Source organism: Streptomyces capparidis (assembly GCF_054782095.1).
This window is the reverse complement of sequence record NZ_BAAGTD010000038.1, coordinates 36,581-60,716: the sequence shown is the minus strand read 5'-3', so window position 1 is coordinate 60,716 and position 24,136 is coordinate 36,581. Positions and strand designations below refer to the sequence as shown.

The window sequence follows — 24,136 nt, the reverse complement described above, 5'->3', positions numbered from 1 at the left end:
CCATGCGGCGACGTCAGCGGCCCGTCGAGGAGTTCGGGACCGGCACCCTCCACGGCTGGTACGCCGCCGCGTGGCTGCTGTTCGGCCTGTGGCCCCCGGTGCTGTCCGTGCTGGACCACTCGGGGACGGAGCGGTACGGGACGCTGGCGCTGACCGCCCTGCTCGCCGCCGCCTACGCGCTGGCGGAGCTGCCGCCCCGGGCCCCGGTGCTGCGCCCCCGCCCCTACCTGTGGACGCTGGTGCTGGGCCTGGGCGCCATGGCCGCCCTGCCGGGCGGGGGCGCGGCGATGTTCCTGGTCTCGCTGCCGCAGTTCTGGTTCCTCACCACGGGGCCGCGGCACGCGGTCGCCGCCAGCGGCGCCGCCGCCGCGGCGACCGTCCTGGGCAGCACCGCCCCGCAGGGCTGGAGCCCCGACTTCCGCACCGGCGACGTCTTCGTCACCGCCGGCGGGTACGCGGCCTCCGTGCTGCTCGGGCTCTGGCTCGACCGGGTCGTCGGCGCGCGGGACGAGCGGGCCCGCCGGCTCGCCGAGGAACTGGAGCGCACCCAGCGGCAACTGGCCGAGGCGCACCGGGCCCAGGGCGCCGCGCAGGAGCGGGAGCGGCTCGCCCGGGACATCCACGACACCCTCGCCCAGGGGTTCGCGTCCATCGTGGTGCTGGCGGAGGCGGCCCGCTCCGGCCTCGGCACCGAACCGGAGGCCAGCGCCCGGCAGTTGCTGTCGATCGAGCGCACCGCCCGGGAGAACCTCGCCGAGGCCAGGGCCCTGGTCGGCGCGGCCCCGCCGGGCGGCGCGGGGCCCGCCTCGGTGGCCCGGGCCCTGCGCCGGGTCCTCGACCGGTTCGCCGAGGACACCGGGCTCACCGTCACCGCGGAGCTGTCCGACGTGGTGTGCGACCAGCCCGCCCGGATCGCGCTGCTGCGCTGCACCCAGGAGTCGCTGGCCAACGTCCGCAAGCACGCGGGCGCCTCCACGGTGGGCGTGGTCCTGGCCCGGCACCCGCACGGCGTGGAGCTGGAGATCACCGACGACGGGAGCGGCTTTGTCGTGGCGGACTCCCGCGGCTTCGGCCTGGACGGGATGCGCAGACGCCTGGCCGAGCTCGGCGGCGAGCTGTCCGTCACCAGCTCGGTCGGCGAGGGCACCCGCGTCCTCGCCGTGGTCCCCGACGGCCCGGGGCCGTGACGGCGGCGCTTTCCGGCACGGGGCCACGGACACGGGCCCGGACACAGGGCACCAGGCACAGGGCCCGAGACAAAGGGCCACCGACACGGGACGACCGACACCGGACGACCGACACCGGCCGCGGACTCGGGGCCGGACACGAACGGGCAGGTGGGACATGGCGCAGGACCAGGCACGGGACCCGGTGAGCCGGCTCCGCGTCGTCGTGGTGGACGACCACCCGGCGATGCGCGCCGGGGTCGTCGCCCTGCTGGGCGCGGAGCCCGGCTTCGACATCGTCGGCGAGGCGTCCGACGGCCGGGCGGGGGTGGAGCTGGTGGAGCGGCTGCGGCCCGACGTGGCGCTGCTCGACCTGAGGATGCCGGTGCTGGACGGGGTGGCCGCCACCGCGGAGATCATCGCGGGCCCCACCGCCACCCGCGTGCTGATCCTCACCACGTACGACACCGACGAGGAGATCGAACGCGCCGTGGAGGCCGGCGCCGTGGGCTATCTGCTCAAGGACGCCACCCGCGACCAGTTGACCGAGGCGGTGCGCGCCGCGGCCCGCGGGGAGACCGTGCTCGCCCCGCGGGTCGCGGCGCGGCTGGTGGCCCGCATGCGGCAGCCCCCGCCGGTGACGCTGACCGCGCGGGAGGCGGACGTGCTGGGCGCGGTGGCCGACGGCCTGTCCAACGCGGAGATCGGCGAGCGGCTGTTCATCGCCGAGGCGACGGTGAAGACCCACCTGCTGCGCGTGTTCGCGAAGCTGGACGTCAGCGACCGCACCCACGCCGTGGTCGTCGCACTGGAGCGCGGGCTGCTCACCCGGCCCGGGCGCTGACTCCGCCCGCGCGGCCGCCCGGACGGCGACGGGGGCGCGCCGCCGGCCGGAACCGGTGGCGCGCCCCCGCGCGGAGCGGGCGCGGCTACGAGGCGTCCCGCACCCTGCCGGTGAACTCCGGGCCCCGCTGCGGGTCCCAGTTCTCGTCGAAGGTGACCAGCCGCAGGCGCAGCACCTCCTCCGGCTCGCGGACCCGGTCGGCGACGGTGGGCACGGCCACGTCCACGCTCAGCGCGCCCGCGGGCACCTCGGCGAACAGCATCGGCTCCTCCATCAGCCGGGACAGCGGGCGCTGCGGGGCCGGCCCCACGCCGAACTGCTCGTCCAGCCACCGCCGGTCCACGTCCGCGGTGGACAGCTCGGTGCCGCTCGCGGGGGCCAGCACGTCGAACCCGGCGAACACCGGGACGTCGGCGGCCCGGGAGAGCGACACCCGCCACACCAGCTTCCCGCCCTCGGTGACCCGGTCCGCGACCGGCGCCGCGCTCACCGCGGGCATCGGGTCGTCGTCCGCCACGGTCATGCCGCCGCTGTGCGCGCCGACCACCGCGCCGCGCACCGCCTTGACGAACACCCGGTGCTCGCGGTCCTCGCCGTGGCGGACGTTGCCCTCCACCGTGACCGGCACATCGACGGCCTCGCCGCCCCCGCCGACCGTCACCGTCCGGGCGGTCGCCTCACCGGTGGCCGGGTCGGCGACGAACAGCCGCACCTGGCCGCTGCCCGGCCCGGAGACCCGCACCGGCACGTGGTAGGTGCGCGTCCCCGAGTCGCCCTCCCGCACGGCGAGCCGGCCGATGTCCACGCGCGGCAGTTGCCCCGGCCGCGCCGCCGGGGTCCCGGGCCGCCAGCCCCAGGCGTCCATCAGCCACGCCTCCCCGGCCGCGCCGCGCGGGGTCAGCTCCAGGGTCTTCACCGCCGCCAGGTCCACCCCGGCGCCGGCGGCGGCGCGCAGCGGCACCCGCACCTCGCGCGCCCAGTGGGACGCGGTCCGCTCACTGCCCGGCAGGCCGTCGACCCGGGCCCGGCCCAGGACCGCGCGCCGCCCGGAGGTGTCGGTGACGGCGACGTCCAGCTCGGTGCCCGCGGTGTTGGGCGGCACGATCACCCGCAGCGCCAGCGCCTGGGAACCGGCCACGGAGAACGGCCGCCCGGGGGTCATGCGCACCGCCGAGCCCGCCTTGGACCAGCGCATCGCGACCGCGTGCCGGCCCGGCTCCCGGCGGGTCTCCCAGCGGGCGAAGTGCGGCGAGGCGCCGGGGCCGTCCGGCGACAGGCAGGCGGTGGCGGCGTCCGGGTCCACCTGCGCGCACACCCGGCCGCCGCTGACGGCGAGCGAGGAGTCAGGCAGCAGCCCCGGCGCGCGGTTGGCGCCGACGGCGTGGGTGAGCACCCGCGCGGAGCCCGCGGACGGCGCGCGCACCCCGGAGCCGTCGAGCAGCGGGCGCACCCGGTCGTCGCCCGCGACGAACAGCCGGGCCGCCGCGGCGATGTACGTGCTGCCCGCCTTCTGCTGCTGCGCGGCGGTCAGCCGGGTCTTCGTGCCCGGCGAGCACACCGGGTCCCGCTCCTCCTCCTCGCCGGGGAAGTCGTCCCAGGCCGGCGCCTCGGCCTGCCCCGGGGTCCACTCGGTGTTGAAGAAGTTGTGGTTCGCGCCGACCATGTACACCGCGCTGTGCAGGGCGGAGCCCCGGCCGACGCCGCGGGTGCCGTCCAGGTAGATCTCGCCCTGGAGGTCGGACACGTCGCCGTCGCAGCCCGGCAGGATCGTCACGGACGGCACGTCGGGGACGGGGTTGTGGCCGAAGACGGTCGGGCCGATCAGCACGGTGCCGCGGATGTCCCAGCGGGCGGGGCCCGGGGCGCCGTCCTGCTCCGCGGGCGGCGGGTAGAGGCTGTCGAGCGCGGCCCGGTTGACGCCCTCCCCGCCCCGGGAGTGGCCCACCAGCAGCACCCGGGACAGGTCCGCCCGCGGCGCCCCGCGCACGACGTCCGGGGCGCCGGAGCGGTCGGAGGCCCAGTCCGCCCAGTGGGTCAGGTGCCGTCGCACCAGGGACGAGCGGGCCTGCGCGCCGCCGTCCTCCGCGGCGAAGTCCTGGCCGTTGACGCCGTTGGCCGATATGGACACCGTCACATAGCCCTGGGAGGCCAGAAGCCGCTGGTCGTGCTGGTAGCCGCGGTGGCTGGGCACCGGCCGCGTCCCAGCCGGGCAGGGCCAGTCGCCGGTCTCCTGCCCCTCGCCGCCGTAGCACGTGGAGTGGCGGCCGTGCAGGAACAGCGCCAGCGGCCTGCTGCCCCGGGCGTCGGCCGGCGCCACGACGGTGGCCCGCATCTCCACGGGCTCCGGGAAGCCGGGCAGCTTCACCGGGTCCAGGGAGTACTCGCCGCTGACGGTGCGGTGCCCGCCCGGGACGCCCGGGTCGACCTTCAGCGAGGGCAGGGAGGTCACAGGCCGCGCCGGGGAGGTCCCGCGGGCCCGGTCCCGGTCGGCACCGGCCCCGGCATGCGCGTCCAGGCGGCGCCCGCCGGCAAGCACCTCGAGCTCCCCGCCGGCCCCGACGGCGGCCGGGCCGAGCCTCAGCCGGAACGTCCGCCCGTCGTCGTCGGCCACCGGGCGGCCGATCAGCCGGCCCCCGGAGTGGAACTCGACCCGGGCGTCGCCCATCGGGACCCGGCGCGGCGAGCGCCACACCAGCTCCCGCCCGGCGCCCGAACCGGCGATCTTCCAGCCCTTGGGAAGCGCGTCGCTCTCGCCTGCCTGCGGCGCGGACGGCGGCGCAGCGGGCGACTGCCCGGGCGACGCCTGCGCCACCCCGGGCGACCCCAGCGCCACCGCGAGCACCGCGGTGGCGGCGGCCACCATGCGCGGGACACGGATCACATGGTCCTCCTCGTCATCGGACACACCCGGCACCTCACCGGCCCCGGGCTCCTCCGGCTTCTCGGAAGACGCTCGGGGCGGCGGGAGGTTGCCCGGTGACGACGTGTCGGACGACGAGAAGGGGTACTCCGGGCCGGCCGGACCGTGCCTGTCGCTGTGATCGCGAAGCTGCGCATGGCCAGAGGCTGTGCCCGCCCCTGCGACCCGCCCTCCTACTCCCAGGTCGCGGTGTCCGGGTCGATGCCGTGGGCGCGCGCGTCGGCGTCGATGATCCGACGGAACCACGTGGCGAGACCGGCGCGGATGCCGTCGTAATGAGCGGCGAATCCGGGATCGGCCTCGAACATGCGGCCGAGACACACCTGCATCCGCCTGGACAGGGGGAAGTACGAGGCGAAGAGCTCGCGGTGCCGCTCGACGAGTCGGTTCGCCTCCGGGCTGCCGGGCGCGACACCGGCGTCCATCGCGTCCCCGAGAGCGCGTTCGAGGTCGGCGACGGCGTCCGCGATGGCCCGCCACTCCTCCGGACCGCGGGCGGCCGAGCGCTCGGCGTACTGCCGCCACTGCGTGGTGTCCCCGTAGCGCCGGCGGGCCTGGGCGGGCCAGTCCGGGTTCCACCGCGGGCCGAAGACCGCGGCCTGCTGCTCGCCGGTCAGCAGCGGGCCGCGCTCATGGGCCTCGATCATTCGGTCCAGTCCGGCGCTGAGCCGCTGGAGGCGGTCGATGCGCTCGGCGACCTGGGCGCGCTGCGCGCGCAGCGCGCCGGGCACGTCCGCGGCCGAGTCGTCCAGGATCGCCCGGATCCTGTCCAGGCCGAGGCCGATCTCCCGGTAGACGACGATGCGGTGCAGACGTTCCAGATCAGCGGAGGTGTAGAGCCGGTATCCGGCGGCCGTGCGCAGCGACGGTCGCGCCAGACCCGTCTCGTCCCAGTGGTGCAGCGCGCGGACCGTCACCCCCAGACGAGCCGAGACCTGTCCGACGGTCAGGCCCCCGGCGTCACCGGCGACATCAGGCATGTTCCCCATTGTCGCCGCGACCGGAGCCCGGTGGGGTGATCCCGACGGCGGCGAGGCTCCGCGCCTCCTCGCCGGCCGGATCGAAGGGCTTCGCCGCGGTGAGGACGATCCGCGCGTTCTCGGGGGTGATCACCGTCACATCGCGGGTGTTCCAGGGAGTGTCCCGTGGACCGTCGACCGAGTCCGGGCGCAGCGCCCGACAGGCCTCGACCAGGGAATCGACCTGGCTGAGCACGCACGCGAAAGTGAGGCTCATCGCCGGTGCCTCCGGCGGAACGCTCGCCGCCGGGACGAGGAGCACGTCCTGGAACGCCCACCGGCGCAGATGGACCACCTGTCCGGGGATGCCGAACAGCTCGATGAACCCGAGCCCGCGGGTCCAGAAGTCCACCGACGCCGCCGGATCGCTCGTGGGGATCGTCGCGAACGCGGGCATGCCGTAGATGCCACGGAACGGCTCCGGCGGAACCGCGTCCGGGCCGGGAGGGGGCACAGGACTCATCTCGAAAGCGCTGAAGTGATCGCTCATGCACCCCACCCTCCAGCCTCACGCAACGTGAGGGTCAAGCCGGTCCCCGGCCCGCGCCAGCGGGGACGCCGGCTGCCGGCGCCGCGGCCGGGCCTTCCCCGGCGAAAGGGCGGAATCCGCGGCGCGGGGCCCGTCCCGTCAGCACTCGATGACGTTCACCGCGAGGCCGCCGCGGGCGGTCTCCTTGTACTTGACCTTCATGTCGGCGCCCGTCTCCTTCATGGTCTTGATGACCTTGTCCAGGGACACGTGGTGCCGGCCGTCGCCGCGCAGGGCCATGCGGGCCGCGGTGACCGCCTTCACCGACGCCATGCCGTTGCGCTCGATGCACGGGATCTGGACCAGGCCGCCCACCGGGTCGCAGGTCAGGCCGAGGTTGTGCTCCATGCCGATCTCGGCCGCGTTCTCCACCTGCTCGGGGGAGCCGCCGAGGACCTCGGCCAGGCCGCCCGCGGCCATCGAGCACGCGGAGCCCACCTCGCCCTGGCAGCCGACCTCCGCGCCGGAGATGGAGGCGTTCTCCTTGAACAGCATGCCGATGGCCCCCGCCGCCAGCAGGAAGCGGATCACGCCCTCCTCGTCGGCGCCGGGCACGAAGTTCATGTAGTAGTGCAGGACGGCGGGGATGATCCCGGCCGCGCCGTTGGTGGGCGCGGTCACCACCCGGCCGCCCGCGGCGTTCTCCTCGTTGACGGCCATCGCGTACAGGGTCACCCACTCCATGGCGCGGGCCGCCGGGTCGCCCTCGGCGCGCAGGGCGCGGGCCGCGGTGGCCGCGCGGCGGCGCACCTTCAGGCCGCCGGGCAGGATGCCCTCCCGGGACATGCCGCGCGCCACGCAGTCCCGCATCACCCGCCAGATCTCCAGCAGACCCGCCCGGATCTGCTCCTCGGTGCGCCACGCCTTCTCGTTCTCCAGCATCAGCGCGGAGATCGAAAGCCCCGTCTCGCGGGACATGCGCAGCAGCTCGTCGCCGGTGCGGAACGGGTGCCTGAGGACGGTGTCGTCCAGCTTGATGCGGTCCTCGCCCACCGCGTCCTCGTCCACGACGAACCCGCCGCCGACGGAGTAGTACGTCTTCTCCAGCAGGGGCGTGCCGGAGGCGTCGAGGGCGGTCAGGGTCATGCCGTTGGCGTGGTACGGCAGGGAGCGGCGCCGGTGCAGGACCAGTTGGGTGGGCTCGTCGAACGGGATCTCGTGGCGGCCCAGCAGTTGCAGCCGGCCGGTGGCGCGGACGCGGGCCACCTCGTCGTCGGCCGCCTCGACGTCCACGGTCCGCGGGGAGTGGCCCGCCAGGCCGAGGAGGACGGCCTTGGGGGTGCCGTGGCCGTGGCCGGTGGCGCCCAGCGAGCCGTACAGCTCGGCGCGCACCGACGCGGTCTCCGCCAGGGCGCCCTCCTTCTCCAGGCGCCGCGCGAACATGCGCGCCGCGCGCATCGGGCCCACGGTGTGCGAACTGGACGGGCCGATGCCGACGGAGAACAGGTCGAAGACGCTGATGGCCACGGGGACTCCGGTGTCTGGTGGTGCGGGTGGGCCGGACACGGGCCCGGTGCTGGGGCCGCCCCGGGCAGGGGGCGGCGGGCGGCGGGGCACCGCCGCTCCGTCCAGTGTGCGTGACCAGGACGGCGTTCGGCGGTGCCCCGCCCGAGCGGGGCGGGTGGGCCCGGCTCAGGCCGTCGTGAGGCCCGGGTAGAGCGGGTGCCGGTCGGCCAGGGCCGTCACGCGCGCCCGCAGGCCGGCGGTGGCGGCCTCGTCCGGGCCCGGCCGCAGGGTGTGCGCGATGACGTCGGCGACCTCGCGGAAGTCCTCGGCGGTGAAGCCGCGGGTGGCCAGCGCCGGGGTGCCGATGCGCAGGCCCGAGGTGACCATCGGGGGCCGCGGGTCGAACGGGACGGCGTTGCGGTTGACGGTGATGCCGACCGCGTGCAGCCGGTCCTCGGCCTCCTGCCCGTTCAGCTCGGAGGCGCGCAGGTCCACCAGGACCAGGTGCACGTCCGTGCCGCCGGTGAGGACCGACACGCCCGCCGCGGCGGCGTCGCCCTGGGTGAGGCGCTCGGCGAGGATCCTCGCGCCCTCCAGGGTGCGGCGCTGGCGGTCCTTGAACTCGTCGGTGGCCGCCACCTTGAACGCCACCGCCTTGGCCGCGATCACGTGCTCCAGCGGGCCGCCCTGCTGGCCGGGGAACACCGCCGAGTTGATCTTCTTGGCGTGCTCGGCCCGGGACAGGATGACGCCGCCGCGCGGACCGCCGAGCGTCTTGTGCGTGGTGGTGGTCACCACGTCGGCGTGGGGGACGGGGGAGGGGTGCAGGCCCGCCGCCACCAGGCCGGCGAAGTGGGCCATGTCCACCATCAGGTAGGCGCCGACCTCGTCCGCTATCCGGCGGAACGCGGCGAAGTCCAACTGCCGCGGGTAGGCCGACCAGCCCGCGACGATCAGCTTCGGCCGGTGCTCCTTGGCCAGCCGCTCGACTTCCTCCATGTCCACCAGGTGGGACTGCTCGTCCACGTGGTAGGCCACGACGTTGTAGAGCTTGCCGGAGAAGTTGATCCGCATGCCGTGGGTCAGGTGCCCGCCGTGCGCCAGGTCCAGGCCGAGGATGGTGTCGCCCGGGTCGAGCAGCGCGAACATGGCGGCGGCGTTGGCCTGGGCGCCGGAGTGCGGCTGGACGTTGGCGGCGTCCGCGCCGAACAGCTCCTTGACCCGGTCGATGGCGAGCCGCTCGACGACGTCGACGTGCTCGCAGCCGCCGTAGTAGCGGCGGCCCGGGTAGCCCTCGGCGTACTTGTTGGTGAGCACCGAGCCCTGTGCCTGGAGGACGGAGAGCGGGGCGAAGTTCTCCGAGGCGATCATCTCGAGGGTGGACTGCTGGCGGTGCAGCTCGGCGTCCACCGCGGCGGCGACATCGGGGTCGAAGTCGTGGAGGGGGCGGTTCAGTACCGTCATGGGTTTCTCGAATCTCCGCGTGGGTCCCGGCGGCGCCCGCGGCCGTCGCGCGTGGCCGCGGCGCTTCCGGGGACGGGTGGGCCCGTGGGGACGGGGCGTGGTCGGTCGGCGGGCGCTGCCGCCGGGCGCGGGCTCAGCCGGCGGTGAACTCCTGGTACCCGGCGGCGTCCATCAGGTCGTCCGCCTCGCCGGACACCCGGATGCGGAAGAGCCAGCCGTCCCCGTAGGGGGAGGAGTTGACCAGCGACGGGTCGTCCACGACGTCCTGGTTGACCTCGGTGACCTCGCCGCCCACCGGGGAGTACAGGTCGCTGACGGACTTGGTGGACTCCAGCTCGCCGCAGGTGTCGCCCGCGGCGACGGTGGTGCCGGGCTGCGGGAGCTCGACGTAGACCACGTCGCCGAGCGCGTTCGCGGCGTGCTCGGTGATGCCCACGGTGGCGACGCCGTCCACGGCCTCGGACAGCCACTCGTGTTCCTTGCTGTAACGCAGGTTCTCGGGGGTGCTCATGGTGGGATTCTCCCGGATGGGCGTGGGTGGAGAAGGACGGTGGGGTGCCCCGGTGGTGGTGAAGGGGCAGGTGGGGCTGGCGGGACCGGACGCTCGTGGCGCCGCGCCGCCGGGCGCGCCTGGGCCCGGCCGGTGCGGGTGCGCCCCGGCGGGCCGCGGCGGCGGGCTCGCGGCAGGGGTCAGCGGGCGCGCTTGTAGAAGGGGAGGGCGACGACCTCGTGCGGCTCGCGCCCGCCGCGGATGTCCACGGCCACCCGGGTGCCGGGGGCGGCGTGGCCCGCGTCCACGTAGGCCATCGCGATGGGGCGGCCCAGGGTCGGGGACGGGGCGCCGGAGGTGACCCGGCCGATCACGGAGCCGTCCTCGGCCAGCGCGGCGAAGCCCGCCCGGGGGATCCGGCGGCCCTCCGCGACCAGGCCGACCAGGGTCCGCGGCGGCGTCCGGCGGGCCGCCTCCGCGGCCTTCGCCAGGGCCTCCCGGCCGACGAACGCGCCGCCGTTGGTGGTCTTGTCGAAGCGCACCACCCGGCCGAGCCCGGCGTCGAACGGGGTGGTCTCCTCGCTCAGCTCGTGCCCGTACAGCGGCATGCCCGCCTCAAGGCGCAGCGTGTCCCGGCAGGACAGGCCCGCGGGCACCAGGCCGTCCTCGGCGCCCGCGGCGGTGAGCGCCTCCCACAGCGCCTCGGCCGCCTCCGGGGCGACGAACAGCTCGAAGCCGTCCTCGCCGGTGTACCCGGTGCGGGCGATCAGCGCCTCGGTACCGGCGACGGTGCCCGGCAGGCCGGCGTAGTACTTCAGGCCCGCCAGGTCGGCGTCGGTGAGGCGGGCCAGGATCGCGGCGGCGCGCGGGCCCTGGAGGGCGACCAGCGCGTAGGCGTCCCGGTCGTCGCGGACCTCGGCGTCGAAGCCCTCGGCGCGGGCCCGCAGCTCGCCCAGCACCCGCTCGGCGTTGGCGGCGTTCGCCACCACGAGGAACCGCCGATCACCCGTGCGGTAGACGATCAGGTCGTCCAGGATGCCGCCGTCCGGGGCGCAGATCATGGTGTAGCGGGCCCGCCCGACCGCCAGCGCGGAGACGAAGCCCACCAGCGCGTGGTCCAGCGCCTCGCCCGCCGCGGGGCCGGTCACGGTGATCTCGCCCATGTGGGAGAGGTCGAACAGGCCGGCGCTGCCGCGCACCGCCAGGTGCTCCTCGCGCTCGCTGCCGTAGCGCAGCGGCATGTCCCAGCCCGCGAAGGGGGCCATGGTGGCGCCCAGGCGGCGGTGGACCGCGTCGAGGGGCGTGCGGCGGACGGCGTCGGCGGCCGGGGCGGCGTCGGCCGCCGGCCGGGGCTCGCCCTGGCTGTGGCTCTGGTTCGTCATCGAGGCTCCAGGCTCCGGGAGGAGGCGGGTGGGGGAGGGGTCGCGAAGATCTCCTCCCCAATCTGTCATCGGAACCTGAGAGGTTCGCCTGAGCGCCCTTGGAACGCCCCGGCTTGCACCGTGGGTGGGACCGGCGCCCCTGCCGGGACGCGGTCCGCTTTTCAGATCTGCCTCGCCCGCGCGGTAGCTGTGCCTGAGAGATTCCGGGGAGGAGTTGCTCCTTCGGCGCCCCGTCGCGGGCCCGCGCTCACGCGCGCCCGGCGGGGACTCTCCCGCGCGGCCTCGAACGGCCGTTTTGGAATTGTCCGGATCATCATCGCACGGCTCACAGGCGGCTGACAGGGGTCCCCATTACCCTTTCTTGAACGACCGGGCAACGACCCGGGGAAAGGCGGTTCGCCGGTGCGGTGGCGGAACGGGGACGTGACGGCGGCATGCCCGCCTTCGGGCGCGGCGCCACCCGGGCGGCGCGGCGGTGCGGCCGCGCGGGTGACGAGGCCGGGCCGGCCGCTCGATCTGCGCCGCGGCCGAGGCGGCCCGGCGGTGCGCAGCCTGCGCTACCCGGCGGGTGACCTGGTGGTCGTCTCGGGGCTGCCCGGCAGCGGCAAGAGCACGCTGATGAGGCGGGCCGTGGGGCGTGGCCCCGGCGCGGCGCGGTGCGTGGACTCCCAGGACGTGCGGGAGCGCTTCGAGCGGCGGATGCCGCACTGGCTGCCGTACGCGGTGTACCGGCCGGTGGTGCGGATCGCACATTACTACGGATTGCTGCGGGCGGTGCGTACGGGGCGGAGCCTGGTCGTCCACGACTGCGGCTCGCTGGTGTGGGTGCGCCGCTGGCTGGCCCGCGCGGCGCGGCGGCGGGGCCGCGGCATGCACCTGCTGGTGCTCGACGTCCCGCCCGAGGTCGCCGCGGACGGGCAGCGGACACGGGGGCGGCGGGTGTCCGGATACGCCTTCGCCCGGCACCGCAGGGCGGCCCGGCGGCTGGTCGCGGCGGCGGAGCAGGCGGTGGCGGACGGGGCGGCGGCGCGGCTGCCGCGGGGCTGCGTCTCGGTGGTGCTGCTGGACCGGGCCGCGGTGGGGGAGCTCCGGGAGATCGTGTTCGGGGACTGAGCGGCGGGGCGGTGCCGGGCGCGGCGGGGACCTGGCAAGATTCGGGGGCAGGTGCCAGTTGACATGACCGCCCCGGCGGGGGCGGAGCGGCGGAGACGGTGAGTGGCGCGATGAGCATCCCGGCACAGGAGAGCGGCTACCCGGCGGCCGGGTTCCCCTGCAACGAGCTGGAGCAGGTGCTGGCCGCCTCGCTCGGCCGGCCCGAGGCCACGGCCCGGCTGCTGGAGGTGCTGTCCCGCTCCCCGGTGTGGATCCCGCTGCCGTCGGGCGGCGGCCCGGACAGCCGGGACCTGGACCTGCCCACCATGGACCTCGGCGGCGTGCCCTACGTCCCCGTCTTCAGCTCCGAGGAGCAGTTGCGCCGCGCCGCGGGCGGGATGTCCTTCGCGGTCGCGCCCTGCCACGAGTTCGCGCGCGGCCTGCCGCCCCAGGTCGGGGTGGCCGTCAACCCCGACGGCGCGGTGGGCGTGCCCGTGCCGCCGGAGGCCGTCGTCGAGCTGTGCCGGGGCCCGGCCGTGGACCCGCGGACCGCGGCGAGCGGGCCGACCGGGCACGAGGAGGCGGGGGCGGCCCGCCCCGGGGCCCGGGTGCGGCTGTGGGAGCCGGACCTGGTGGACGAGCCGGTGGACTTCCTGGCCACGGCCGCGGGCGAGTTCGCCGTCACCCCCGTGGTGCTCTCCGCGCGCCGGGCGCTGGCCAGCGTGGAGGGGCAGTCCCCGGCGCTGTTCGTGGGCGTGGAACTGGACAGTTGGCGGGAGGAGGACCGCGTCGGCGCCATGGAGGCGCTCGGCCGGGCGCTCGGCGCCGTCCCGCTGCCGTGGCCGGTCAACTGCCTGCTGCTCGACATAGCCCAGGACCCGGTCGGCGACTGGATGCTGGAGCGGGTCGAGCCCTTCTACGTCAGGGACTGACCCCCGACTCCCCGGGGAAGGGCCTGCCGCCGACCCTTAACCTGATTGGATGGCGGCGGGCGCACACCCGTGCGCGGGACTCGACTTCGGACGGAGAGGGGCGGGTGCGACAGTGAGCGCGGGAGGTGGTGCGGCGGCGGCCGGCCAGGTCGAGCAGTTGCTGCGCCAGGTCGCGCCGGGCCGGTACGACGCCTACGAGGCGCTGCTGAGAGCCCTCGCCGAGGGCGAGGTGTGGATGCTGCTCTGGCAGGGGCAGCCCGGCTCGCCCGACGCGCAGTACGGGAACATGGACGTGGACGGCTACGGCTACGCCCCGTGCGTGACCTCCGCCCGGGAGCTGACCGCCAGCGGGTGGAACCGCGCCCACGAGGTGGTCTCCGGCCGCGCCATCGCCCGCTCCCTGTTCCGCACCCGCTGGGGCCTGTGGCTCAACCCGCACGCGCCCGGCGGCGGCGTCGGCATCCCCTGGCTCGACCTGCGCCGGATCGCCTCCGGCCTGGACCGGCTGCCCGCGGGCCCGCTGCGGCTCAGCGAACCCGCCCTCCCCTTGGCGCAGTTCTACGCGCTGCTGACGCAGAACGCCCACCACACACCGGTGGTCCGCTCACTGCGCCGCGCCTGGGTGCAGCCCGCGCTCGGCGAGCCGTACCTGGCGATCGGCCTCGACCTGTACGACCCGGGCCCGCAGTCGATGGAGGCGGCCCGGCAGATGATGCAGCGCTCCGTCGTCGCCGCCCCCGAGGGGCTGCCGGTCTCCACCGTGGTCATGGCCGACGAGTACGACCCCGTGGTGATGTGGATGCGGGCCGTCCAGCGCCCCTTCTTCGACCGCGACGCGTTCGGCGCCGTCCCCGCCCCGGCCCCCGCACCGCCCGGCCCGGCCCCGACCCCCGGCCCCGCCTGGCCCCAGCCCCACCCCGGCTCCCACCCGGCCTGGCCCGCCCAGCCGGGCTGGGGCCAGCCGGGCGCACCACGGACGTACTGACCACCTGCCCCCGGCCCGGCCGGGCGGCGACCGACGGCCCGGGGCTGGCGGGTCGCGGTTGGGCGGGTGGCCCGAGCGGCCAACCCGGGTGCGGCCCGGGTGCGGCCATGCTCCGGTCCGGCTGCGGGCGTGCTCCGGTCCGGGTGCGGCCGGGTCGGGTGCACCGACGGGGTGTGGGGTGCCACCCCGAGGCGCTCGCCCGGTGACACCAGCGCGGCCGCGGCCTCCGCCTGCCTGCCGTTGTCGGCGAACAGGACCGGGGCGCCGGGGGTGGCGCAGTCCGTGCGGTCCGGTGGCCGTGGTTGAGGTGCGGTGACAGCCTGAGGTTCGGTGACAGCCCGGCTGCCCGTACTCGTCTCCGCCCTGCTCCGTCTTGTGGTGCCCGACTGCCCAGCCGTCCCCCCTCTCCAGGCCGCACCCCGGCCCACCCGCGCCTGTCCGGCCCGACAGACCCCGGCCGCCCGTCGTCCTCTCCGACGCCCCCTGCGAGCTTCCCCCCGAGAGCCTCCCCCCCCCGCGAGGCTCCCCCTCGCGGCCGCCGCTCCCGGGCGGGCCTCACCCCCTCTCCCTCACTCCTTCAGCGCCGCGTCCATCAGCCCCAGCGGTGGGCTGCCCAGGGTCAGCAGGGCGGTGTGGAAGCGCTCCAGGGAGAAGCCCCGGCCCCAGGACGCCCTGGCCCGGTCCCGCAGGGCGAGGATTTCGAGCTTGCCCCAGGTGTAGCGGCCGTAGGAGGCGTCGAAGGTGCCGCGCCGGGCCTCCGAGGCCGCCGCCGCCCGGGACAGGTGGGCGTCGGCCATGAACCGGTGCGTCGCCTCCGCCACGTCCATCGCCCCCGTGTGCAGGCCGATCGCGCAGGTCAGCCGGGTGACCCGGGTCAGCCCCTCCAGGGCCACCCCGATCGCGAAGCGCGGGTCCCCGGCGCGGAACCCCTCCTCCATGCAGACCTCCTCCACGTAGTGCGCCCATCCCTCGGCGAAGGACAGCGAGTGCAGCAGCCGCCGCACCGGTGTCGGCGCCCGCCGCAGCGAACGGCCGTGCGCGTAGTGGCCGGGAGCCACCTCGTGCACCGTCACCGACGGCAGGCTGGTGCGGTTGAACAACTGGAGCCACCCCCGCCGCTCCTCCTCCGGCCAGTCCGGCTCCGGCGGGGTGACGTGGTACCACGACGGCACGTCGGCCTCCTGCGGGCCCGCCCACGTCATCATCGCCGCCGACCACCGGCGCGAGGGCGGGGCGAGGCCCACCCGGCACTCGCCGTCCAGGTGCGGGGCCAGCCGCCGCTCCCGGCTGAAGGCGAGCACCTCGTCCGTCAGCCGCGCCGCCTCGGCCACCACCTCGTCGGCGGCCGGGTGGTCCGCCAGCAGCCCGGGCAGCAGCTCCTCCGGCGGGCGCGCCGGGTCCAGGGCGCGGCACCCCTCCGCCAGCAGCGCGGACAGCCGCTCCCGCTCCGCGTCGGCCCGCGCCGCCAGCTCCGTCAGGTCCACCGCGACGCCCTCCTGGCTGCCCATCAGCGCGGCCAGGGCGGCTCCGCCCAGCCGGGCGTCGGGGTCGCCGAACTCCGCGGCGCGCGCCACGTGCGCCACCAGCCGGTCCAGGGCCTTCAGCGCCGCCGCCTCCTCCGGGCCCCGGTCCGGGGCGAGGTCGGCGCCGAGCCCCTGCACCGCGCCGAGCAGCGCCCCGGCGACCGGGGAGGACAACCGGTCCAGTGAGGCGATGGCCCCGTCCACGGCGTCCGGCCAGGCCGCCAGGTGCCGCCGCCGGGCCTCGGCGCGCTCCTCCTCGGGCGCGTACTCGCGGTCGTACACGGTCAGTTCGAGGTTGGCCAGGTGGGGGTAGGGGTCGCGGCGGTGGAGTTCGAGCTCCGCGAACTGCACCCGCAGCGCCTCCTCGAACACCGCCAGATGCGCCTCGTCGTGGGCGTCGCCCCGCGGCGCCCCGTCCCGCCCGGCCCGCTCCAGTGCCGCGAGGCCCGCCCGCACCCCCTCGGGGGACAGGTCCTGCACCCGCCCGTCGTACTCGTGCAGCCCCGCCATCTCGCGGACGGTGGGGATCATCAGATCGCACACCGCGCGCAGTCGATCATCCATGGACCGAAGGTAACCCTCCCCGGGGCCGCCCGGCGATGCCTCGTCACCGGCCGGAACACATCCGTCACCGCCTCCCGCGCCGGGCGGCGGGCACTTCTCCCCGACGCCCGGGGAGGCACGGCCCGCCCGGCCCGCGGCCGTCCGGCAGTGGCTGACATCACGTGCTCCCGGGGCCGGGCAGGGCTGGACCGGGCGTGGCTACTCATGGGTAACATAATCGCGGTCAAGGACGGTCCGCCCTGCGGGGGTGGTCCCGCAACTCCGTCTCGAGAGGTCGGTCTGCCCCCATGAAGATCGTCGTCTGTGTGAAGCAGGTGCCGGACACCGCGTCCGAGAAGACCCTGCGAGCCGAGGACGCGACGCTCGACCGCGAGGCGGTCGACGCGGTGATGAACGAGATGGACGAGTTCGCCGTCGAGGAGGCGCTCCTCATCGCCGAGCGCACGGACGGCGAGGTGACCGTCCTGCTGATGGGGCCCGACCAGGGCACCGAGACCCTCCGCAAGGCCCTGTCCATGGGCGCCCACCGGGGTGTCCACGTGGTGGACGACGCGCTGCACGGCTCCGACGCCGCGGTGACCTCCGCCGTGCTCGCCGCCGCCCTGAAGGACTTGGACTTCGACCTCGTCGTTCTCGGCTCCGAGGCGTCCGACGCGCGGACCTCGCTGGTGCCCGCGATGCTCGCCGAGCGCCTCGGCCTGCCGCAGATGACCTTCGCGCAGAAGGTCGAGATCGACGGCGACGCGATCACCGTCGAGCGCCTCACCGACTACGGCCACGACGTGGTGACCGGCCGGCTCCCCGCCCTCGTCTCCGTCGTGGAGAAGATCAACGAGCCGCGCTACCCCTCGTTCAAGGGGATCATGGCCGCCAAGAAGAAGCCGGTCACCACGCTCGACCTGGCGGACCTGGGCCTGGACGCCGCCGAGGTGGGCGCCGCCGGCTCCTGGAGCGCCGTCGAGGAGTTCGCGGTGCGCCCGCCGCGCACGGCCGGCGAGATCATCAAGGACGAGGGCGACGGTGGCAGGCAGCTCGTCGCGTTCCTGGCGGAGCGCAAGCTCCTGTGACCCCCCGCGGGTCCCGCCGCTTCCGCGGCGGGATGCCCGGCCCCCCGGGGCCCGCGCCGACGCGAGCGGCGCCCGCCCCCGACGCGAGCCCGCCCGCCCGCTGCCCCTTTGTCTGGAGAGATCCCCATGGCTGAAATCCTGGTCCTGGTCGACCACCTCGACGGGGACGTCAAGAAGGTCACCCTCGAACTGCTCACCAAGGCCCGCGCGCTCGGCGAGCCCGCCGCCGTCTTCGTCGGCCCCGGCTTCGACGCGGCCCGGGACCGGCTCGCCGAGTACGGCGCCGCCAAGGTCTACGTGGCCGACGCCGAGGAGCTCACCGCCCACCCGGTCGCGCCCAAGGCCGAGGTGCTCGCCCGGCTCGTGGCCGACTCCGGCGCCGCCGCCGTCCTCGTGCCCGCCACGGCCGAGGGCAAGGAGGTGGCCGCCCGTCTCGCGGTGCGCACCGGTTCCGGCGTACTCACCGACGCGGTGGACGTGACCGCGGCCGACGGTGGCCTGGTCGCCGAGCAGTCCGTCTTCGGCGGCACCACCGTGGTGCGCTCCCGGGTCACCCGCGGCACCCCCGTCGTCGCCGTGCGCCCCAACGCCGTGCAACCCGAGCCCGCTCCGGCCGAAGCCGCGCGGGTGGACGTCACCGTGGAGCTGTCCGCCGCGGCCAGGCTCGCCACCATCGCCGAGCGCGTCGTCAAGCCGCGCACCGGCCGCCCCGAGCTGACCGAGGCGTCCGTGGTCGTCTCCGGCGGGCGCGGCGTGGGCGCCGCGGAGAACTTCCCCGTGGTCGAGGCCCTGGCCGACGCCCTCGGCGGAGCGGTCGGCGCCTCCCGCGCCGTGGTGGACGCGGGCTGGTACCCGCACCAGTCGCAGGTCGGGCAGACCGGCAAGACCGTCTCCCCGCAGCTCTACGTGGCCGCCGGGATCTCCGGCGCGATCCAGCACCGCGCGGGCATGCAGACGTCCAAGACCATCGTCGCGGTGAACAAGGACCCCGAGGCGCCGATCTTCGACCTGGCGGACCTCGGCGTCATCGGCGACCTGTTCGACGTGCTGCCGCAGGCCACGGAGGAGGTCGCCGCCCGCAAGGGCTGACCCCGCCGCCTCATGAGAGCGCGGTACGGTGAGCCGGGCCCTCACCCCGGGGCCCGGCTCCGCCCCCGCCGCCGGGCACCGCCCCGCGCGGGGCCGTCCCGCTCCCGCACCGTCCGCCGCCTTCGCAACCCCCATGTCCCATCCGTCCGCGGCCGTGAGCCCGGACCGAGCCCGAAAGGCGCCCGCATGTCCCGATCCGCTGCCGAACTCCCGTTGAGCGAGAGCGAGTTCGACCGGGACACCGCGGTCGTCCCGCGCCCGGACGACCCGTTCGTCTTCGACGCGGAGTTCTCCGCCGGCTGGACGATCGGCCTCGGGGTCAACGGCGGCTACCTGCTGGCGCTCGCCGACCGCGCGCTCGCCCGGGTGCTGCCGCACCCCGACCCGCTGTCGGTGACCGCCTACTACCTCACGCCCTCCACCCCGGGCCCGGCCGTGGTGCGCACCGAGGTCGTGCGCACCGGGCGCTCGATGTCGACCGGTCAGGCGAGCCTGTTGCAGAAGGACGCCGAGGGCAACGAGGTGGAGCGGCTGCGCGTCATCGCCCACCACGGGGACCTGGACGCGCTCCCGGCGGACGTGCACACCTCCGCCGCGCCGCCGGACCTGCCGCCCCGGGACCGGTGCGTGGGCGCCGACGCCGCCCCCGAGGGCGTCTTCGGGCCGAAGGAGCTCAACGGCCTCATCGACCGCATCGACCTGCGCATGGATCCGGCCACGGTGGGCTGGGCCGTCGGCCAGCCTTCGGGCCGGGGCGAGATCAGGGGCTGGTTCCACCTCGCCGACGGACGGCCCAACGACCCGCTGACGCTGCTGCTCGCCGCCGACGCGCTGCCGCCCACCGCGTTCGACCTCGGCATGCGCGGCTGGGTGCCCACGGTGGAGCTCACCGTGCACGTGCGGGCGAAGCCCGCGCCCGGCCCGCTGCGGGTCGCCGTCACCACCCGCAACCACGCCGGCGGCTTCCTGGAGGAGGACGCCGAGGTGTGGGACGGCGCCGGCCGCCTGGTCGCCCAGTCCCGGCAACTGGCCAGGGCGCCGCGCCGCTCCCGCTGACCCCGGGCGCCCGGGGCCGGAGGCGGCCGGACGGCACCGGGCCGCGCTGGCCGGTCCTGCCCCGGCCGGTCCCGCTCCGGCGACTAGGATGGCCGCATCATGCCGTACCTCGACCACGCCGCCACGACTCCGATGCTCGCCGAGGCGGTCCAGGCGATGACCGAGCAGCTCGGCCGCACCGGGAACGCCTCCTCGCTGCACGCGGCAGGGCGGCGGGCCCGGCGGGTGGTCGAGGAGTCCCGCGAGGCACTCGCGGGCGCGCTCGGGGCCCGGCCCAGCGAGATCGTCTTCACCGGCGGCGGCACCGAGTCGGACAACCTCGCCGTCAAGGGCCTGTACTGGGCACGCCGCGCCGAGGATCCGCGGCGCACCCGCGTGCTGGTCAGCCCGGTCGAGCACCACGCCGTGCTGGACGCGGTGCTCTGGCTCGCCGAGCACGAGGGCGCCCGGCTGGAGTGGCTGCCGGTGGACGTCCACGGACGGGTGTGGCCCGACGCGCTCCGCCAGGCACTGGCCGCCTGCCCCGACGACGTGGCACTGGCCACCGTGATGTGGGCGAACAACGAGGTCGGCACGATCATGCCGGTCCGGGAACTGGCCGACGTCGCCCACGAGTTCGGGGTGCCGCTGCACGCGGACGCCGTGCAGGCGCTCGGCCAGGTGACGGTGGACTTCGCCGCCTCCGGCCTGGACGCGATGACCGTCACCGGCCACAAGGTCGGCGGTCCGCTCGGTGTGGGCGCCCTGGTGCTGGGCCGCGAGCACAAGCCCGTTCCCCAACTGCACGGCGGGGGGCAGGAGCGCGAGGTGCGCTCGGGCACCCTGGACGTGCCCGCGATCGCCGCGTTCGCCGTCGCCACGGAGCTGGCCACCGCCCGGCGCGAGGACTTCGCCCGCGAGGCCGGCGCGCTCCGCGACGATCTGGTGCGCAGGGTGCTGGACGCCGTGCCGGACGCGGTGCTCAACGGCGACCCCTCCCCCGAGGGGCGCCTGCCCGCCAACGCCCACTTCTCCTTCCCCGGCTGCGAGGGCGACTCGCTGCTGCTGCTCCTGGACGCCCAGGGCATCGAGTGCTCCACGGGCTCGGCGTGCTCCGCCGGGGTCGCCCAGCCCAGCCATGTGCTGCTGGCCATGGGCGCCGACGTCGAGCGGGCCAGGGGCTCGCTGCGCTTCTCCCTCGGCCACACCTCCACGGCAGGCGACGTGGACGCGGTGGCCGGCGCGATCGGCCCCGTGGTGGAGCGGGCCCGCCGGGCCACGGAGCGCTGCACCGCGGGATGACCCCGGGCCGCGGGGCCCGGGTGACCGGTACGCAGCGCGGCGCGGCCTCGTTACCCTGGACGGACCATGACTGACTTCCCCGGCGCACCCGCCGACCCGCACGCCTCCGCCGCGCCCGGCCGGGAGGAGCCCGGCGCCGCCCGCCCGCTGCGGGTGCTCGCCGCCATGTCCGGCGGCGTGGACTCCGCCGTGGCCGCCGCCCGCGCCGCCGAGGCCGGGCACGAGGTGACCGGCGTGCACCTGGCGCTGTCCAGCAACCCCCAGTCGTTCCGCACCGGGGCGCGCGGCTGCTGCACCGTGGAGGACGCCCGCGACGCGCGCCGCGCCGCGGACGTCATCGGCATCCCCTTCTACGTGTGGGACCTGGCCGACCGCTTCCGCCAGGACGTGATCGAGGACTTCGTCGCCGAGTACGCCGCGGGCCGCACGCCCAACCCGTGCCTGCGCTGCAACGAGAAGATCAAGTTCGCCGCGCTGCTGGACAAGGCGCTCGCCCTCGGCTTCGACGCGGTCTGCACCGGCCACTACGCCCGGATCGTGCGCACCCCCGACGGCCGCCGCGAGCTGCACCGCGCCGCGGACCACGGCAAGGACCAGTCGTACGTCCTCGGTGTGCTGGACGCCCGGCAGCTCGCCCACGCCATGTTCCCGCTCGGGGACACCGACACCACCAAGGACGAGATCCGGGCGGAGGCCGAGCGCCGCGGGCTCGCCGTGGCCCGCAAGCCCGACAGCCACGACATCTGCTTCATCGCCGACGGCGACACCCAGGGCTTCCTGGCCCGCCGCCTCGGCACCGCCGAGGGCGACATCCTGGACACCGAGGGCAACAGGCTTGGCACCCACAGCGGCGCCTACGGCTTCACCGTCGGCCAGCGCAAGGGCCTGCGCATCGGGCACCCCGCCCCCGACGGCAAGCCCCGCTACGTGCTGGACATCTCCCCGGTGGACAACACCGTCACCGTCGGCCCCGCCGCCGCCCTCGACGTGGTGGCGCTCACCGGGACGAAGCCGCGCTGGTGCGGCGAGCCCCCGGCCGGGCCGGCCTCGTACACGGCGCAGTTGCGCGCGCACGGCGGCGAGGTGCCCGTGACCGCCGAGCTGCTCGGCGGCGAGTTGCGGGTGCGGCTCGGCCGACCCGTCCGCGGCGTTGCCCCGGGACAGGCGGTCGTGCTGTACGACGGGACCCGCGTGGTCGGCTCCGCGACCATCGCCACGACGCGGCGCGCCACCGTCGACGCCTAGGCGCCGGCGCTCCCGCCAGGCACGCCACCACCCGGTCCTGGCCCCGCGGTCCGCGGCTCCCCGTGACTTGGCCATGCCTCCCCCTCCGGAGTCACGCTCGGTCCGACATCGCACACGTTAGGTGACGGGTCGGACGGTCCTCCACCCCCGTCCCCGGCCTGTGGAAAACTCCGGGGCGCCGGGAGCCCGCGGCCGCGGGCCCGTCCACAGGCCGCCGCATGCGCCCGCGGCCGCGTGGTACGCATGAGGCATGAAGACGCATCTGATCACCGGTGCCGGCTCCGGCATCGGCGCCGTGGTGGCCGCCCGGCTCGCCGCCCGCGGGGACGCGCTGGTCCTGCTCGCCCGCAGCGGGCACCGCGCCAAGGAGCTCGCCGAGCGGTTCCCGAACAGCCAGGTGCTCGTCGCCGACCTGGCCCGGCCCGAGAGCCTGGAGGAGCTCACCCTGCCGGAGCGCCTGGACTCCCTGCTGCACATAGCGGGCGTGGGCGATCTGGGCCCCGTCGCGGAGATGGACGCCGCCACCTGGACGTCGGTCCTGGCGGTCAACCTGGTCTCGCCCGCCCAACTGACCCGGCTCGCCCTGCCCGCGCTGCGCGCCGCCCGCGGCCACGTCGTCCTGGTCAACTCCGGCGCCGGGCTGCGGGCCAACCCCCAGTGGGCGGCGTACGCCGCGAGCAAGCACGGCCTGCGCGCCCTCGCCGACTCCCTGCGCGCCGAGGAGCACGGCAACGGGGTGCGGGTCACCTCCGTCTACCCGGGCCGCACCGCCACCCCCATGCAGGAGAAAGTGCACGCCTACGAGGGCATGGACTACGACCCGGAGGAGTGGATCGCCCCCGAGTCCGTGGCCACCACCATCCTCACCGCCCTCGACCTGCCGCGCGACGCCGAGATGACCGACGTGACGGTGCGCCCGGGCGCGTAGCGGACCCGCGCCGGGAAGTGGCTACCCTGCCCGGGTGAGCAGTGACGAGAGTTTCACCTGGCCGGAAGGCGTCGCCACCGGCATCGGATCCATGCCGGGCACGGACGTCCGCGAGAGCGTGCGCGTCGTCGTCGAGTCGCTCGAGGTGCTCCCGCACCTGCCCGAGCTGCCCGCGCGCGGCCCCGGCGCCGACATGACCGGGCGCACCCTGGGCCTCCTGGTGGAGCTGTACGCGCGTGTGGAGCCGTCCGGCTGGCGGTTCTCCGACCGGCCGGGCCGGGACACCCGGCGCGCCCACGCCTGGCTGCGCGAGGATCTGGACGCGCTGGAGGAGTTCACCCAGGGGTACACCGGGCCGCTGAAGATCCAGGCGGTCGGGCCGTGGACGCTGGCCGCCAACGTGGAGCTGCGCAGCGGCGAGGCGGCGCTCGGCGACCCGGGGGCCTGCCGCGACCTCACCGCCTCGCTGGCGGAGGGGCTGCGCCTGCACGCGGCCGAGGTCCGCCGCCGGGTGCCGGGGGCGCGGGTGGTCGTGCAGCTCGACGAGCCCTCGCTGAGCGCCGTGCTGGCCGGCCGGGTCGCCACGGCCAGCGGCTACCGCAGCCACCGGGCCGTGGAGCGGGAGATCGCCGAGAGCGCCGTCCGCGAGGTGGTGAACGCCGTCGGCGCACCCGTCGTCGTGCACTCGTGCGCCTCCCAGGTGCCGGTCGGGCTGCTGCGCTCCGCCGGGGTGGACGCCGTCTCGCTGGACTTCGGTTTGCTCACCGAGCGTGACGACGACATGATCGGAGAAGCCGTCGAGGCGGGCACCGTGCTGTTCGCCGGTGTCGTACCAGGCACCGATGCGCCGTTGTCGGACCCGGGCGGTAGCGTCAATGGTGTCCGGAAGCTGTGGCGCAGGTTGGGGCTGGATCCGGCGGCTCTCCCCAGGGCTGTCGCGATCACTCCGACGTGCGGTCTCGCGGGGGCCTCCCCGGCCTACGCGCGGTCCGCGCTCGCCGTGTGCGCCCGGGCGGCGAAGACACTCGTCGACAACCCGGAGTAGTCACCGCCGAGTGGGCGGGCTCTCCGGGCCGGCGTCCCGAGCGGTCGTCGCAGCAGTCGGCATCGGCAG

At 75.9% G+C, this 24,136-nt stretch carries 20 protein-coding genes and 2 riboswitches; of the genes, 12 read left to right on the top strand and 8 right to left on the bottom strand.

The features are described 5' to 3' along the window. The first annotated feature begins 2 nt into the window (after positions 1–2). A complete protein-coding gene (locus ACYVO2_RS26455; RefSeq protein ID WP_461010502.1) occupies positions 3–1,187 on the top strand; it encodes a sensor histidine kinase in 1,185 nt (394 codons plus the stop codon). 157 nt (positions 1,188–1,344) lie between these two features. Continuing rightward, on the top strand, positions 1,345–2,010 hold the full coding sequence (locus ACYVO2_RS26450) for a response regulator (protein ID WP_461010501.1): 666 nt from the start codon (positions 1,345–1,347) through the stop codon (positions 2,008–2,010). A gap of 85 nt (positions 2,011–2,095) precedes the next feature. On the opposite strand, the gene ACYVO2_RS26445 is transcribed toward ACYVO2_RS26450, so the two are convergent. From ACYVO2_RS26445 to gcvT, 7 genes are all read right to left on the bottom strand, one after another. Continuing rightward, positions 2,096–4,891: an alpha/beta hydrolase family protein gene (locus ACYVO2_RS26445; protein ID WP_461010523.1), complete on the bottom strand. Its 2,796-nt coding sequence runs from the start codon at positions 4,889–4,891 to the stop codon at positions 2,096–2,098. Positions 4,892–5,103: 212 nt separating this feature from the next. Then, positions 5,104–5,910 carry a MerR family transcriptional regulator gene (locus tag ACYVO2_RS26440; protein WP_461010500.1) on the bottom strand — a complete coding sequence of 269 codons (807 nt, stop codon included), beginning with the start codon at positions 5,908–5,910 and terminating at the stop codon, positions 5,104–5,106. After that, complete coding sequence (locus ACYVO2_RS26435) at positions 5,903–6,439, bottom strand: VOC family protein (RefSeq protein WP_461010499.1); 537 nt, start codon at positions 6,437–6,439, stop codon at positions 5,903–5,905. Before ACYVO2_RS26435 ends, ACYVO2_RS26440 begins: the two co-directional genes overlap by 8 nt. A gap of 138 nt (positions 6,440–6,577) precedes the next feature. Then, positions 6,578–7,945, bottom strand: coding sequence for an L-serine ammonia-lyase (locus tag ACYVO2_RS26430; RefSeq protein ID WP_461010498.1), 1,368 nt, complete (start codon positions 7,943–7,945; stop codon positions 6,578–6,580). A 165-nt stretch (positions 7,946–8,110) separates the two neighbouring features. Next, complete coding sequence (glyA, locus tag ACYVO2_RS26425) at positions 8,111–9,388, bottom strand: serine hydroxymethyltransferase (RefSeq protein WP_461010497.1); 1,278 nt, start codon at positions 9,386–9,388, stop codon at positions 8,111–8,113. A gap of 133 nt (positions 9,389–9,521) precedes the next feature. Then, a complete protein-coding gene (gene gcvH, locus ACYVO2_RS26420) occupies positions 9,522–9,899 on the bottom strand; it encodes a glycine cleavage system protein GcvH (RefSeq protein ID WP_461010496.1) in 378 nt (125 codons plus the stop codon). A gap of 179 nt (positions 9,900–10,078) precedes the next feature. Next, entirely contained in the window at positions 10,079–11,143 is a 1,065-nt protein-coding gene (gene gcvT / locus ACYVO2_RS26415; RefSeq protein WP_461010522.1) for a glycine cleavage system aminomethyltransferase GcvT, read from the bottom strand. Between the two features lie 169 nt (positions 11,144–11,312). Beyond that, positions 11,313–11,431, bottom strand: a riboswitch (glycine riboswitch). Then, positions 11,432–11,545, bottom strand: a riboswitch (glycine riboswitch). Between the two features lie 117 nt (positions 11,546–11,662). Between gcvT and ACYVO2_RS26410 the strand changes: the two genes are divergently transcribed. From ACYVO2_RS26410 to ACYVO2_RS26400, 3 genes are all read left to right on the top strand, one after another. Further along, positions 11,663–12,373 (top strand): AAA family ATPase, encoded by a 711-nt coding sequence (locus ACYVO2_RS26410; RefSeq protein ID WP_461010495.1) that lies wholly within the window; start codon positions 11,663–11,665, stop codon positions 12,371–12,373. A 110-nt stretch (positions 12,374–12,483) separates the two neighbouring features. Then, positions 12,484–13,284 carry an enhanced serine sensitivity protein SseB gene (locus ACYVO2_RS26405; RefSeq protein ID WP_461010494.1) on the top strand — a complete coding sequence of 267 codons (801 nt, stop codon included), beginning with the start codon at positions 12,484–12,486 and terminating at the stop codon, positions 13,282–13,284. Between the two features lie 112 nt (positions 13,285–13,396). Next, a complete protein-coding gene (locus ACYVO2_RS26400; protein WP_461010493.1) occupies positions 13,397–14,269 on the top strand; it encodes an enhanced serine sensitivity protein SseB C-terminal domain-containing protein in 873 nt (290 codons plus the stop codon). A gap of 569 nt (positions 14,270–14,838) precedes the next feature. Here the strand turns inward: ACYVO2_RS26400 and ACYVO2_RS26395 are convergent. Next, positions 14,839–16,356, bottom strand: coding sequence for a DUF885 family protein (locus tag ACYVO2_RS26395; RefSeq protein ID WP_461010492.1), 1,518 nt, complete (start codon positions 16,354–16,356; stop codon positions 14,839–14,841). Positions 16,357–16,643: 287 nt separating this feature from the next. Between ACYVO2_RS26395 and ACYVO2_RS26390 the strand changes: the two genes are divergently transcribed. The 7 genes from ACYVO2_RS26390 to ACYVO2_RS26360 all read left to right on the top strand — a co-directional run bounded on the left by ACYVO2_RS26390 (position 16,644) and on the right by ACYVO2_RS26360 (position 24,067). After that, complete coding sequence (locus ACYVO2_RS26390) at positions 16,644–17,423, top strand: electron transfer flavoprotein subunit beta/FixA family protein (protein ID WP_461010491.1); 780 nt, start codon at positions 16,644–16,646, stop codon at positions 17,421–17,423. A 126-nt stretch (positions 17,424–17,549) separates the two neighbouring features. After that, positions 17,550–18,512: an electron transfer flavoprotein subunit alpha/FixB family protein gene (locus ACYVO2_RS26385; protein WP_461010490.1), complete on the top strand. Its 963-nt coding sequence runs from the start codon at positions 17,550–17,552 to the stop codon at positions 18,510–18,512. A gap of 186 nt (positions 18,513–18,698) precedes the next feature. Further along, positions 18,699–19,568: a thioesterase family protein gene (locus ACYVO2_RS26380; RefSeq protein ID WP_461010489.1), complete on the top strand. Its 870-nt coding sequence runs from the start codon at positions 18,699–18,701 to the stop codon at positions 19,566–19,568. A gap of 99 nt (positions 19,569–19,667) precedes the next feature. Then, positions 19,668–20,849, top strand: a complete 1,182-nt coding sequence (locus ACYVO2_RS26375; protein WP_461010488.1) for a cysteine desulfurase family protein — start codon at positions 19,668–19,670, stop codon at positions 20,847–20,849. Between the two features lie 66 nt (positions 20,850–20,915). After that, entirely contained in the window at positions 20,916–22,094 is a 1,179-nt protein-coding gene (gene mnmA, locus ACYVO2_RS26370; protein WP_461010487.1) for a tRNA 2-thiouridine(34) synthase MnmA, read from the top strand. A gap of 250 nt (positions 22,095–22,344) precedes the next feature. Beyond that, positions 22,345–23,022, top strand: coding sequence for an SDR family oxidoreductase (locus ACYVO2_RS26365; RefSeq protein ID WP_461010486.1), 678 nt, complete (start codon positions 22,345–22,347; stop codon positions 23,020–23,022). 34 nt (positions 23,023–23,056) lie between these two features. Then, positions 23,057–24,067 carry a methionine synthase gene (locus ACYVO2_RS26360; protein ID WP_461010485.1) on the top strand — a complete coding sequence of 337 codons (1,011 nt, stop codon included), beginning with the start codon at positions 23,057–23,059 and terminating at the stop codon, positions 24,065–24,067. The last annotated feature ends 69 nt before the right edge of the window (positions 24,068–24,136 follow it).